Here is a 13,250-nt window from a genome sequence, read left to right on the forward strand (position 1 = left end):
CTTCCTTCACGCGTGTCACTTCTAGGGGGACCGCATGCCCGAAGCCGCCGCCCGTATATGGGAGTTGCCCCAAGACCGCGGGTCTCCCGGCCCCGTGCTCCGCGTTTTCGGTGCTCAGGACAGGGTGGACGCCGTTGATCCGACGGTAGTGCCTCACGAGTACGCCCATCTCCACCACACGGACCGGGTGTTCATCACTGGCTGGAACCGTCGCGGACCCGGCGCATTCTCGCTCACCGCCCGGTGGCCTGCCGCCCAGGGTGACGGGCGGTGCGATCCGAGAGTGCTGGCCCAGACCTTCCGGCAGAGCGGGCTGGTGATCGCCCACGCGGAATACGGCGTACCGCTCTCCCACCACATGTTGCTGCACGACCTGAACTTCACGGCCAATCCGGATTTCCGCCTCCCGGAGGGCCGGTCCACGGTGCTCGACGTCGAGGTCACCGTCGCACAGACCCGGCGCAGCGGCCGTTGTGCCAGCGCTCTCGGCATGGTCGTCCGGATCCACCAGGGCGAGGTCACCGTCGCACAGGCCGAGTCGGAGTTCGCCTGGTCCTCACCGGCGGTGTACCGGCGGCTGCGCGGCGAGCACCTGGGCGTCGACTGGGGTGCCTGGCCACTTCCCGCACCGGTCGCCCCGGAGCTGGTGGGGCGGGTCGACGAGGCGGACGTGGTGCTCGCCGCCGGAGACCGCCCGCAGCGCTGGCAGCTGCGCAACGACCCCGGCAACACCTGGCTGTTCGACCACCCCGTCGACCACGTCCCCGGCCTCGCCCTCCTCGAAGCCGCCTATCAGGCCGCCCACGCCACGGTCGCACCGGCCCGCTTCGCCCCGGCAACCGTCACCAGCAACTACGAGCGCTACGTCGAGTTCGACGAACCCTGCTGGCTCGAAACGGAGTTACGCCCCGCCACCCCCTCAGGCCGCCTCACCGTCCTCGTCACCGGCACCCAGGGCGGTCGGACCGTCTTCCGCGCGGGGCTGAGCGGTGCGGCCTGCCAGGGCTCGGGGGCGGGACGGCTCACTGGTTGACCAATCCGCCGTCCACCGGCAGCACGGTCCCGGTCAGGAACGGGCAGCGGTCGCTGAGCAGCCATGCCGCGGCCGCCGCGATCTCCTCCGGAGCGGCGGTACGGCCTTGCGGCGTCGCGGAGTTGGCCATCTCCTCCAGGCCGGGGTTGCGGGCGAACCAGTCGGTGGTGATCTCGCTGCGGGTGGTGCCGGGCGCCACCGCGTTCACCCTGATGCCCTGGCGGGCGTACTCGTCCGCCGCGGCCCGGGTGAGCCCCACCACGGCGTGCTTGGAGGCGATGTAGGGGGCGGCGGCCGGGATCGCGATCAGACCGGCCACGCTGCTGTTGTTGACGATGGTGCCGGCGCCCTGCGGAAGCATCGCGGCTATCTCGTGGCGCAGGCAGTTCCAGACGCCGCGCACATTGGTGTCCATGATGGCGTCGTACACGTCGTCGGACATCAGGTGGAGCGGGGTGCGGTCGCCGCCGATGCCGGCGTTGTTGAAGGCCGCGTCCAGCCGCCCGTACGTCCTGACGGCGAAGTCCACCGCCCGGGCGGCGTCCTCGGCCACGGACACGTCGGCGGCGACATACGCGGCCTCGGCGCCCTCGGCCCGCAGGGCGCCCGCCAGTTCGGCGAGCCGTTCCTCGCGGCGGGCGACCAGGACGACCGTCGCCCCCTCGTCGGAGAACACCCGCGCCGCCGCGGCGCCGATCCCACTGCTCGCCCCCGTGACCAGGACGATTTTGCCGGAGAGAAGTTTGCCCGAGAGAAGATCGCTGTTCATGGGACGAGTCTGGCAGGGGCCGCCCCGGGCGAGGGGTCAGCCCGTCGCGTCCTGCGGCGTCGGGGCGACCGGCAGGACGTCCGGGGAGAGCGCGCCCGCACGGGCCGTGGCGCTGGTCATCCGGCGCAGGTGGTGGCGGCGGCAGAGCACCTCGTAGCCCACTTCCGCGGTCGTCTGGCGGACGTCGCCGACCACGACCTGGGCGCCCTCGACGACCATCGCGCCGTCCACCGTACGGGCGTTGTGCGTGGCCCGGGCGCCGCACCAGCACAGCGCCTCGACCTGCAACGCCTCGATACGGTCGGCGAGTTCGATCAGGCGCTGGGAGCCGGGGAACAGCCGGGTGCGGAAGTCGGTGGTGATGCCGAACGCGAAGACGTCCAGGTCGAGGTCGTCGACGACGCGGGCCAGCTGGTCGATCTGGCCGGGGGCGAGGAACTGGGCCTCGTCCACGATCACGTAGTCCGCCCGGCCGCCACGGGAGAGGTGCGCGACGAGGTAGGCGTACAGGTCCATGCCCTCTTCGACCTCGACGGCGTCGGTGACCAGGCCCAGCCGCGAGGAGAGCCGGCCCTCGCCGGCCCGGTCGTCACGGGTGAAGATGACCCCCTCCAGGCCCCGAGCGGCGCGGTTGTGCCCGATCTGCAGCGCCAGGGTGCTCTTCCCGCAATCCATCGTTCCGGAGAAAAATACCAATTCGGACATGGGTCGGAGGAGGGCCTTTCGGGTCGGAGTCGTCGCCCGCCCAAGGGAGGGCACGGCCCGCGCGGGGCCAACAGGCGGAGGGCATGGGGAAGTGACGGGCGGGGTCGCGGGCGGGCTGTGGTCAGGTGCGGACTTCCAGGAGCGGCACCAGCTGCTCCATGGAGGTCATCGACCCGTGCATCCCGACCATCTCCGACTCCCGGGGCTCCCGTTCGGTCGCGATGATCACCATGTCGGCGTGCGCGGCCGCGACCACGTCGCCGATCCGGTCGCGCACCCGGTCGTCGACGTACGGCCCGAACCACCCGGCGGCGATGGCCTCTTCGCGACTGGCGACCCACATCTGGTCGCCGACCACCTCGCGCCAGACGGCGAGCACATCGGCGGCCGCGCCCGGATGGGCGTAGACGTGCCGGGCCCGGCCCTCGCCGCCCAACAGGCGGACACCGGCGCGGAGTTCCCAGTCCTCGTCGAAGTCGATCCGGGACTCCGGGCCGAACGGGATGTCGATCATGCCGTGGTCGGCGGTGATGTAGAGCGCGCTGCGCGGCGGCAGTTGCTCGGCCAGTCGCTGGGCCAGCCGGTCGACGTACATCAACTGCCCGCGCCAGGCGTCGGAGTTGACGCCGTAGCGGTGCCCCTTGCCGTCGACCTCGGAGTAGTACGTGTAGACCAGCGAGCGGTCGGCGGCGCCCAGCTGCTCGGCGGCCAGGTCCATCCGCTCCTCGCCGGAGAGCCGGCCGTGGAAGGAGCCGCCGCTGAGCGCGATCTTGGTGAGCGGGGTGTGCTGGAAGTCCGGCGCGGAGACCTGGCAGGTGTGGATGCCCGCGGCGTCCGCGAGCTGGAAGACCGTCGGGTACGGCTGCCAGGCGTACGGGTCGGTCCACGGGTACCAGCGCAGCTGGTTCATCAGCTCACCGGTGGCCGGGTCCTGGCAGGTGTAGCCGGGCAGGCCGTGGACGCCGGGCGGCAGGCCCGTGCCCACCGAGGCGAGCGAGGTCGCGGTGGTCGAGGGGAAGCCGGCGGTGAGCGGACGGCCGCTGCCGTTGAACGACGTCCCCAGGAGGGAGGTGAGGAACGGTGCCTCCTCCGGGTGCGCGCGGAGCAGGTCCCAGCCGAGGCCGTCGATCAGGAAGACACAGGCCCGGTCGGCGGGCGCGAGGTCCATGCCGGTGGCGAGCTCGGTCATGCCGAGGCCGGCGGCGAGGGTGGGCAGCAGATCGGCGAGCGAGCCGGTGCCGTACTGCGGGACCGGGGCGCCCAGCGGGTCGAGCGGTTCGGGTTCCGGCCAGGCGGGGGCGATGTCGACCATCAGCGGGGGGTGGTGGTGGCCGCGGTGGCCTCGGAGAGCGCCTGGGCGAAGGCGAGCGTCTCGCGCACCGAGTCGGGGCCGTCGCCGGCCTCGCTGACCCGCAGCGAGAGGTCGTCGGCGGTGGAGGAGCCGGTGTAGCCGTGGTCCGCCTCGCAGTTGGGGTCGCCGCAGGCGGCGGGCTCCAGGTCCAGCCGGGCCACCGCGCCCCACCCGATGGTCAGGACGACCTCGCGGGGCAGCTGGCCGGGGGTGTACGACTCCGGGTTGGCGACCACGCGGCTGAGCACCACGGAGGAGATCCGGCCGAGCTTGACGGACTCGGTGGAGGTGGTGGCGTACGGCGACGGGGAGGTGGCGTCGGCGGCCTGCTCGTCGGTGTGGCTGACGATGAAGCGGGTGCCGGTCAGGACGAGGACGGTGACGTGGCGGCGGACCTCGTTGGCGTCGAAGGTCGTCTCCTGGTGGACGAGGTACGACACCACCGGCTCACCACCGACCGCGGCCTGCACCGCCTCGGCCACGAGCGTCGGGTAATAGCCACTGCGCTCGATCGCCGCGCGCAGCCCCTGGGTCGTCGTACCGGTCTTAGCCATGGGGTCCATCCTACGGGGCTCGGCGGGCACCACAGCCCCCGTGGGGCGGGGTCCGTGCGGTCCGGGCGGCTCAGTAGGCGGGCAGGCGGCGGGGGCCCAGGTCGGTGGTGGCGGGCGGCCGGGCCAGGCGGACGGCGGCGTCCAGGACGGACAGACCGCGCGGGGCGACGACGACCGGTTCGAGGTCCACCCCCACCACCTCGGGGTGGTCGTCGACGAGCCGGGAGACCCGGAGCAGCAGCTCGGCGAGGGCGGCGGTGTCCACCGGCTGGGAGCCGCGCCAGCCGAAGAGCAGCGGGGCCGCGCGGATCGAGCGGATCTGCTCGGCGACCTCACGGTCGGTGGCGGGGATGAGACGGTGGGCGACGTCGCCGAGCAGCTGGGAGGGGGCGCCGGCCAGACCGAAGGAGAGCACGGCGCCGGCGGCCGGGTCGATGGCGGCGCGGATGACCGTGTCGACACCGCGCGGCACCATGGACTGGACGACCGGCCGGAGTTCTTCGGGCGAGCCGAGGAAATCGGTCAATTCGGCGTAGACGCGGCGGAGTTCGGACTCGCCGGCGATGTCCAGCCGGACTCCGCCGAGGTCGGCGCGGTGCCGGAGGTGGGGCGCGGTGGTCTTGAGGGCCACCGGGTAGCCGAGGCGGGCGGCGGCGCGCACGGCGGCGTCGGCGTCGGGGGCGGGCAGCACGGGGCGGGTGTGGATGCCGTAGCGGGCGAGCAGGGCCGCGGCGTCGTCGTCCGGCACCCGCACCGAGCGGCCGTCGGGGACGTCGGCGCTGAGCCGGTCGAGGAGCCGCTCGATGTCGGCACCGGCCGCGGCCTCCTGGATGTCGTCGTACTCGGGCACCCGGCCGGGGTCGGCCGCCTCCCGGCGCCAGGCGGCGTAGCGGACGGCCTCGGCGAGCGCCCGTACGGCCCGCTCGGCCGCGGGGTAGGCGGGGATGCGCAGCGGGGCGGCGCGGCGGCGGGGCGGGGCGGCGGCCTCGGCGGCGCGGAGCGGGGGTGTCTGCGCCGCGGCGCGGGCTCCCGGGGGCGGGCCCGGCGGGAACGGTGGACGGGGCGGCGGGTACGGGGGTCGGGGTGGCGGGGACGGGGGTCGGGGTGGCGGGGCGGGGGCTGCCGTCGTCGGTGAGGTGGGGGCGGCCGTGGCCGGCGGGTCGGGTGCGGCGGGGGCCGGCGGGGCGGGCCGATCCGCCGCCGGGGAGTCGGGGCCGGGGCTGGGGCTGGGCGGCGGGGCGGCGAGGGTCTCGGCCAGGGCGTCCATGGCGAGGTGGACGACCGTGACCGGCTTCTCCGGGTGGGCCGCTGCGGCCGTGCGCAGGGCCGCGGCGAGCGCGGCGCCCTCGCTCACGCCCGGGGAGGCGCCGTCCTCCTCCCCCACCCAGGGGATGGCCGTGACGATCACCGCGTCGCAGCCGTCGCCGGAGAGCGTCTCGTCGAGCGCGGCGCGGAAGTCGTCCGGTGTCGCGGCGGAGGGCAGCACCCGGGGGCGCAGCGGCCGGAGGCGCTCGGTCAGACAGGCGTCGTAGGCGAGCAGGGCCAGGGACTCGGAGTTGCCGAGGATGGCGATGCGCGGGCCGGTCGGCAGCGGCTGGGAGGCCAGCAGCAGCCCGGCGTCGATCAGCTCGGTGACGGTGTCGACGCGGATCACGCCGGCCTGGCGCATCAGGGCGGCGACCGTGCTGTCGGGGACGCGGACGGTGGGCACGGCGTGGCCGGGCGGGGCGGTGCCGTTGTGCCGGGCGCCCCGGGCGACCACGACCGGTTTGACGGCGGCGGTGCGGCGGGCCAGCCGGGCGAACTTGCGGGGGTTGCCGATCGACTCCAGATAGAGGATCACGACGTCGGTGTCCGGGTCCTCGTACCAGTACTGGAGGAGGTCGTTGCCGGAGACGTCGGCGCGGTTGCCGGCCGAGACGAAGGCGGAGATGCCGGCGATCCCGCCGTCCCCGGGGCCGCGGGCGTGCAGTCCGCTGAGCAGGGCGATGCCGATGGCGCCGGACTGGGTGAACAGTCCGATGTGGCCGGCGCCGGGCATCTGCGGGGCGAGGGAGGCGTTCAGCCGGACGTCGGCGGCGGTGTTGATCAGGCCGAAGGCGTTCGGCCCGATGATCCGCATGCCGTACGAGCGGGCCTGGTGGAGCACGGCGCGCTGGCGCTCCCTGCCCTCGGGGCCCGCCTCGGCGTAACCGGAGGAGAGGATCAGCACGCCCTGGACGCCGTGTTCGCCGCAGTCGCGGATCACCTCGGGGACGCGCTCCGCGGGGACGGCGACGACCGCGAGGTCGACCGGGTCGGGGATCTCCCGGAGCGCGCGGACCGCCGGTACGCCTTCGGGGTCGAGCCGCCGCAGGTCGTCGGGGAAGGCGTGGTTGACGGCGTGCAGCCGGCCGGTGAAGCCGGCGTCGAGGATGTGGCGCAGGGCCGTGCGGCCGATGCCGCCGGGGGCGCGGCCGGTGCCGATGACGGCGACCGAGCCGGGGGCGAGCAGCCGCTGGACGGAGCGGGCCTCGGCGCGCTGCTCGCGGCTGCGCATCACGGCCATGGACTGCTCGGTCGGTTCGAGGTCGAACTCCAGCCGCACCACGCCGTCTTCGAAGGTGCGCTTCTGGGTGTACCCGGCGTCCGTGAACACCTTGATCATCTTGGTGTTGGCGGGCAGCACCTCGGCGGCGAACCGCCGGATGCCGCGCTCGCGGGCGACGGCCGCGACGTGCTCCAGAAGGGCGGAGGCCACTCCGCGCCCCTGATGGGCGTCCTGCACCAGGAAGGCGACCTCGGCCTGGTCGTCCTCGGGGCTCTTGGCGGGCAGCCCCTGGTCGTTGATCCGGTCGTAGCGGACGGTGGCGATGAACTCGCCGCCCACCGTGGCCGCGAGCCCGACCCGGTCGACGTAGTCGTGGTGGGTGAAGCGGTGCACATCGCGGTCGGACAGGCGCGGGTAGGGCGCGAAGAAGCGGTAGTACTTGGACTCGTCCGAGACCTGTTCGTAGAAGGAGACCAGCCGCTCGGCGTCGTCGGGGGTGATGGGGCGGATCCGCGCCGTGCCGCCGTCGCGCAGCACCACGTCGGCTTCCCAGTGGGTCGGGTATGCGTGGTCCGGCGGCTTCTGCATGCGGACAGCGTACGACCGGCCACCGACAACCGGCCCGGCGCGCGTAATCTCGGGGTCAGGGGGAGGCTGGGAGCACTCCCGGCAGCGTGAGAGAATGGTCTAGACAACAGTCACGACTTTGAAGGGCAACACCATGGCTGAGCGCCGCGTGAATGTCGGTTGGGCCGAGGGCCTGCACGCCCGCCCCGCGTCGATCTTCGTCCGGGCGGCCACCGCCTCGGGCGTCCCGATGACGATCGCCAAGGCCGATGGCAACCCGGTCAACGCGGCCTCCATGCTCGCGGTCCTGGGCCTGGGCGCCCAGGGCGGCGAGGAGATCGTGCTGGCCTCGGACGCCGAGGGCGCCGAGGTAGCGCTCGACCGTCTGGCCAAGCTCGTCGCCGAGGGTCTCGAAGAGCTGCCCGAGACCGTCTGAGTCCCCCGGGACGCCCCTTCGCACGGCGGCCCCGCCACGGTGACCTGAAAAGGTGCCGCGGCGGGGCCGTTTCGCGTGCCGGAGAAATACCGTTCCGGGGGAATGGCCTCCCCCTCCCCCACGCACATGTCACACCCGCTGCCGCGGAATTTTCGCGGCCTGGGACCACTATGCCGGGAGGCAGGTACGGGAAAGCGTGCCGCGGAATGTGCGTACCGGAACGCACGCGCGCAACGGCATACGAAAACGCGCCGATATCCGAATTCAAATCCGGATGCGACGCAATCGCGCCCCGGAAATTCCGCACCCCTTTGTATACGGCCCGATTGTTAAGAACGGGCGCGCGCCGTGTTGACGGGCCGTTTCGTGTCGCTCACGTCGGGCGTGGCGGGGCGCCGCAGCCGGTACACCGGGAGCGACCGCTCGATGTGCGCCGCCATCAGGGCGCGGGCCCGTTCCGCGTCGCCCCGGGCCACCGCGTCCAGCACCGCGCCGTGGTCGTCCCACGCCTCACCGGCCCGCGGCGGCGGCTCCACCGCATACATCCACTCGATCTTGCGGCGCAGCTGGGTCAGCAGTGCGGTCAGGCTGGGACTGCCGGCCGCCTGGGCCAGCGTCTCGTGGAACCAGCCGTCGAGTTGGCGCAGGTCGGCGGGGTTGCCGTGGCGGGCCCGCTCGCGGCCGAGCCGTACCAGACCGCGCAGCACCTTCAGATGGGCGGGGGTGCGCCGGGCGGCCGCGCGGGCCGCACCCAGCGGCTCCAGCAGGGCACGGATGTCGAGCAGGTCGGCGGCCTCCTGCTCGGTGGGCTCGGCGACGCAGGCGCCCGCGTGGTGGCGGGTGGTGACGAAGCCCTCCGACTGCAGGGTGCGCAGCGCTTCGCGGACCGGCACTCTGGAGACGCCGTAGCGCGCCGCCAGGATCTCCTCGATCAGCCGGCTCCCCGGCGCCAGTGCACCGGAGATGATGTCCTCGCGAATCGCCGTGCACACCGCATGCGCGGAAATATGGCCTCGCATCGATCGTGCCTCCGCCGTAATCCCCGGAAAACGCCGCCGGTCGGCGGCTTTTCCGAGACTCTATTCGACCGGCACGGTTTTTCCGACGGACTCCGCGTATTCGGCGATATTTTTTGGCCAGCGGGCGCGGGGATGCGGAGGCGTGCGCCGGGGGTGCGGGCGGGGCGGCCGGACGCCGGCTCAGACGTTGACGCCGTGCGACCGCAGATACGCGATCGGGTCGATGTCGGAGCCGTAGTCCGGGCTGGTGCGGGCCTCGAAGTGCAGATGCGGGCCGGTGACGTTGCCGGTGGCCCCGGAGAGGCCGATCTGCTGGCCGGGGGTGACGGTCTGGCCGACCGAGACGCCGATCGACGACAGGTGGCCGTACTGGGTGTACGTGCCGTCGTGCATCTTGATCACGATGTTGTTGCCGTACGAGCCGCCCCAGCCGGCCTCGACGACGGTGCCCGCGCCGACCGCGTGGACGGAGGTCCCGGTGGCGGCGTGGAAGTCGATGCCGGTGTGGCTTCCGGAGGACCACAGGCTGCTGGACGCCTTGTAGCCGGTGGAGACGTAGGAGTCGGCGACGGGGGCGACGAAGGCGTTCAGACGCTTGCGCTCGGCGTCCCGGGCGGCCCGCTCCTTGGCCTCGCGCTCGGCCTTGGCCTTCTTCCTGGCCGCCTCGGCGTGCCGCTCGGCCTCCGCCGCGCGCTTCTTGGCCTCGGCCTCGGCCTTCGCCTGCACGGCGGCGGTCTCGGCGGCGGCCTGCTGGGCGTCGGCCTGGACCTCCAGGCGGTGGGCGAGTTCGTCACCGAGCACGACGGCCTGGGTGAGGCCGGTGTCCTGCGTGCGCGCCGCGTCGGTGGCGGCCAGCGCCGGCGAGGCCAGGGTGCCGACGACGCCGGAGGTCGCGAGGGTGGCTATGCCGGCGAGCTTGCGGGTCGTCCGGGCGCTGCGGCTGGCCCGGCGGTGCTTCCCGGTGGCACGGGTGAACGCCATGTGCTGGCTTGTCCTTTCCTTCCCTCTCGCCTACCGGGTTAGCTGACGGGTTCGGAGCAGGAAGGTCTCCTACGGGCTCCTCCGGAGAGGGGCCCGATTCACCCCAGGGACGTGGGTCCCCGGCTCCCCTGGCTCGCGCCGTACGGGGACTCGGCGATGACTGTCCGGTGCCACTGTTGTGGCGGAGTTGTGACGAACAGCCGGACCGACGCTAATCGGGGCCACTTCGCGGAGCCAAACGGAACCACGATTTTGTGCGGGATCCCACAAGTTCCGACCCAACGAGCCCTTACAAACCGGACATACGACGGACAACCGACGGACTCGGGCGGACAGGTACGGACTCCGGCCGACGAGCGGCGGACATACGACGGCTCCCGCGGTGCGCGAACACCGCGGGAGCCGACCGGTCGTGACGCGTCGTCATGCGCCCTGGGCGGATCAGCCGCTGACGACCTTCACCTCTCCGATGCCCAGCGCCTTGACGGGCTCGGTGATCTGCGCGGCGTCGCCCACCAGGACGGTCACCAGGCGGTCCACCGGGAAGGCGTTGACGGCGGCGGCGGTCGCCTCGACCGTGCCGGTCTCCGCGAGCCGGAGGTACAACTGCGCCTGGAAGTCGTCCGGGAGCTGCTGCTCCACCTGGTCGGCGAGGGTGCCCGCGACGGCCGCCGCGGTCTCGTACTTGAGCGGCGCCACCCCGACGAGGTTCTGCACCGCGACGTCCCGCTCCTCGTCCGTCAGCCCCTCTGCCGCGAGGGTCCGCAGCACCTTCCAGAGGTCCTCCAGCGCGGGCCCGGTGGAGGCGGTGTCCACCGAGCCGCTGATGGCGAGCAGCGCCGCGCCGGTGGTGCCCTCGGGGGACGTGGGGGCCGTGGAGCGCAGTACCTGGCCGAAGGCGCGCACGCCGTAGGTGTAGCCCTTCTCCTCGCGCAGGACGCGGTCCAGACGGGAGGTGAGGGTGCCGCCCAGGCAGTACGTGCCGAGCACCTGGGCCGGCCACACGCGGTCGTGCCGGTCGGCGCCGATCCGGCCGATGAGCAGCTGGGTCTGGACGGCGCCGGGGCGGTCCACGATCACCACGCGGCCGGTGTCGTCGGCGGCGATCGGGGTGGCCTTGACCGGCTCGGCGGTCGAACCGCTCCAGGCGCCGAGGGTGTCGGCGAGCGCCGCGGCCAGGTCGACGCCGGTGAAGTCACCGACGATCACGGCGGTGGCCGTGGCGGGCCGGACGTGGGCGTCGTAGAAGGCGCGCACGGCCGCGGCGTCGATCCGCGCGACGGTCTCCTCGGTGCCCTGACGGGGGCGGGAGATCCGCGCGGTGGCCGGGAACAGCTCCTTGGAGAGCGCCATAGCCGCACGCCGGGCCGGGTTGGCGAGCTCGTGCGGGATCTCGTCGAGGCGGTTGCGGACCAGCCGCTCGATCTCGCTCTCCGGGAACGCGGGGGCGCGCAGCGCATCGGCGAGCAGGCCGAGCGCACGGGTCAGCCGGGACGCCGGGACCTCCAGGGAGACGCGTACGCCGGGGTGGTCGGCGTGCGCGTCCAGGGTGGCGCCGCAACGCTCCAGCTCGGCGGCGAAGCCCTCCGCGTCGTATTTGTCGGTGCCCTCGGACAGGGCGCGCGCCATGATCGTGGCGACGCCGTCCAGGCCCTCGGGCTCGGCGTCCAGCGGGGCGACGAGGTTGATCTCGACCGCGACGACCTGCTGGCCGGGGCGGTGGCTGGTCAGGAGCGTGAGGCCGTTGGGCAGTTGGCTGCGCTCGGGGGCCGGGAAGGCCCACGGCTTGGGCGCGCCGCTCTGGGGCTGCGGGTGGAACTGCATGGTGCTCCCTGCGGAATCCTGGCGGGTGTCGTCGCTCACTGCTCCGTCTCCCCTTCCTCGGCGGCGTTGCCGGCCGGCTCGGTGGGCTCGTAGACGAGCACCGCACGGTTGTCGGGGCGCAACCGGGCCTTGGCGACCGCCTGCACCTCCTCGGGGGTGATGTCCAGGACCCGCTGCACGGCGGTCAGCGCGAGCTGCGGGTCACCGAACAGGACGGCGAACCGGCACAGTTCGTCGGCGCGGCCGCTGACCGTCGCCAGACGGTCCAGCCATTCGCGCTCCAGCTGGGCCTGCGCCCGTTCCATCTCCTCCGGGGTGGGCCCCTCGGCGGCGAACCGCGCCAGCTCGTCGTCGACCGCGCGCTCGATGGCGGGCACCTCCACCCCGGCGGACGTCTTCACGTCCAGCCAGCCCAGGGAGGGCGCACCGGCCAGCCGCAGCAGGCCGAAACCGGCGGCCACGGCGCTGCGGTCGCGACGCACCAGCCGGTTGTACAGGCGGGAGGACTCGCCGCCGCCCAGGACGGTCAGGGCGAGGTCGGCGGCGTCCGCCTCACGGGTGCCGTCGTGCGGCAGGCGGTAGGCCGCCATCAGGGCACGGGAGGGCACCTCCTCCTCGACGACCTCGCGCAGCTCGGTGCCGACCACATCGGGCAGCGTGCCGTCCCGGGGCGGCTGCTTGCCGTCGTGGGAGGGGATCGAGCCGAAGTACTTCTCGATCCAGGCGAGCGTCCGGGCGGGGTCGATGTCGCCGACGACCGACAGGACGGCGTTGTTGGGCGCGTAGTACGTACGGAAGAACGCCCGGGCGTCCTCCAGGGAGGCGGCGTCCAGATCGGCCATCGACCCGATGGGGGTGTGGTGGTACGGATGACCCTCCGGGTACGCCATGGCCGTCAGCTTCTCGAAGGCCGTGCCGTAAGGGACGTTGTCGTAACGCTGGCGGCGCTCGTTCTTGACGACGTCGCGCTGGTTCTCCAGGGATTCCTCGTCGAGTGCGGTCAGCAGCGAGCCCATGCGGTCCGCCTCCAGCCAGAGCGCGAGCTCCAGCTCGTGGGCGGGCATGGTCTCGAAGTAGTTGGTGCGCTCGAAGCTCGTGGTGCCGTTGAGCGAACCGCCGGCGCCCTGCACCAGCTCGAAGTGGCCGTTCCCCTTCACCTGCGCGGAACCCTGGAACATCAGGTGCTCGAAGAGGTGAGCCAGGCCCGTACGGCCCTTGACCTCGTGGCGGGAGCCGACGTCGTACCACAGGCAGACCGCTGCGACCGGGGTCAGGTGGTCTTCGGAGAGCACCACGCGCAGGCCGTTGGCCAGCCGGTGCTCGGTCGCTGTCAGGCCGCCGGAGCCGGCTTGTTCTGTGGCCGTGTGACCCATGGGCATGTACGTCCCTTCGATCGCTTGCGAGGAAGTTCTGTCACTGTATGCAACCGCGTCGGCATCTGGCGAAGTTCCCGCAGGGCCGCCCCCGAACGAGGGCCCGCG

The 13,250-nt window shown here is 73.1% G+C and carries 11 protein-coding genes and 1 riboswitch; of the genes, 2 read left to right on the plus strand and 9 right to left on the minus strand.

Annotated elements, in window-relative coordinates:
* Positions 1-34: 34 nt before the first annotated feature.
* The gene (locus tag V2J85_RS25260; protein WP_419836832.1) at positions 35-1,033 is read left to right on the plus strand and encodes a ScbA/BarX family gamma-butyrolactone biosynthesis protein; all 999 of its coding nucleotides are present in this window, start codon (positions 35-37) and stop codon (positions 1,031-1,033) included.
* On the opposite strand, the gene V2J85_RS25265 is transcribed toward V2J85_RS25260, so the two are convergent.
* The 5 genes from V2J85_RS25265 to V2J85_RS25285 form a co-directional block, all read right to left on the minus strand.
* Positions 1,023-1,802, minus strand: coding sequence for a glucose 1-dehydrogenase (locus tag V2J85_RS25265; protein WP_261955277.1), 780 nt, complete (start codon positions 1,800-1,802; stop codon positions 1,023-1,025). The genes V2J85_RS25260 and V2J85_RS25265 overlap by 11 nt on opposite strands.
* 36 nt (positions 1,803-1,838) lie before the next feature.
* A complete protein-coding gene (locus tag V2J85_RS25270; RefSeq protein ID WP_261955278.1) occupies positions 1,839-2,507 on the minus strand; it encodes a thymidine kinase in 669 nt (222 codons plus the stop codon).
* 121 nt (positions 2,508-2,628) lie between these two features.
* Positions 2,629-3,819 carry an alkaline phosphatase family protein gene (locus tag V2J85_RS25275; RefSeq protein ID WP_261955279.1) on the minus strand — a complete coding sequence of 397 codons (1,191 nt, stop codon included), beginning with the start codon at positions 3,817-3,819 and terminating at the stop codon, positions 2,629-2,631.
* Complete coding sequence (locus V2J85_RS25280; protein ID WP_030417303.1) at positions 3,819-4,412, minus strand: DUF5998 family protein; 594 nt, start codon at positions 4,410-4,412, stop codon at positions 3,819-3,821. Before V2J85_RS25280 ends, V2J85_RS25275 begins: the two co-directional genes overlap by 1 nt.
* A gap of 70 nt (positions 4,413-4,482) precedes the next feature.
* A complete protein-coding gene (locus V2J85_RS25285) occupies positions 4,483-7,530 on the minus strand; it encodes a bifunctional acetate--CoA ligase family protein/GNAT family N-acetyltransferase (protein WP_330822805.1) in 3,048 nt (1,015 codons plus the stop codon).
* 133 nt (positions 7,531-7,663) lie between these two features.
* On the opposite strand from V2J85_RS25285, the gene V2J85_RS25290 reads away from it, so the two are divergent.
* Positions 7,664-7,945, plus strand: a complete 282-nt coding sequence (locus tag V2J85_RS25290) for an HPr family phosphocarrier protein (protein WP_033267424.1) — start codon at positions 7,664-7,666, stop codon at positions 7,943-7,945.
* Between the two features lie 329 nt (positions 7,946-8,274).
* Here the strand turns inward: V2J85_RS25290 and V2J85_RS25295 are convergent, their stop codons facing one another.
* The 4 genes from V2J85_RS25295 to V2J85_RS25310 all read right to left on the minus strand — a co-directional run bounded on the left by V2J85_RS25295 (position 8,275) and on the right by V2J85_RS25310 (position 13,142).
* Entirely contained in the window at positions 8,275-8,964 is a 690-nt protein-coding gene (locus V2J85_RS25295) for a GntR family transcriptional regulator (protein ID WP_261955281.1), read from the minus strand.
* Between the two features lie 180 nt (positions 8,965-9,144).
* Positions 9,145-9,945 (minus strand): M23 family metallopeptidase, encoded by an 801-nt coding sequence (locus V2J85_RS25300; protein WP_261955282.1) that lies wholly within the window; start codon positions 9,943-9,945, stop codon positions 9,145-9,147.
* A 12-nt stretch (positions 9,946-9,957) separates the two neighbouring features.
* Positions 9,958-10,111: riboswitch (cyclic di-AMP (ydaO/yuaA leader) on the minus strand.
* Positions 10,112-10,386: 275 nt separating this feature from the next.
* Entirely contained in the window at positions 10,387-11,769 is a 1,383-nt protein-coding gene (locus V2J85_RS25305; protein WP_330822856.1) for a M16 family metallopeptidase, read from the minus strand.
* A 35-nt stretch (positions 11,770-11,804) separates the two neighbouring features.
* A complete protein-coding gene (locus tag V2J85_RS25310) occupies positions 11,805-13,142 on the minus strand; it encodes a M16 family metallopeptidase (protein WP_261957399.1) in 1,338 nt (445 codons plus the stop codon).
* Positions 13,143-13,250: the final 108 nt, after the last annotated feature.

The organism is Streptomyces bugieae, from assembly GCF_036352915.1.
GTDB lineage: Bacteria > Actinomycetota > Actinomycetes > Streptomycetales > Streptomycetaceae > Streptomyces > Streptomyces endophytica.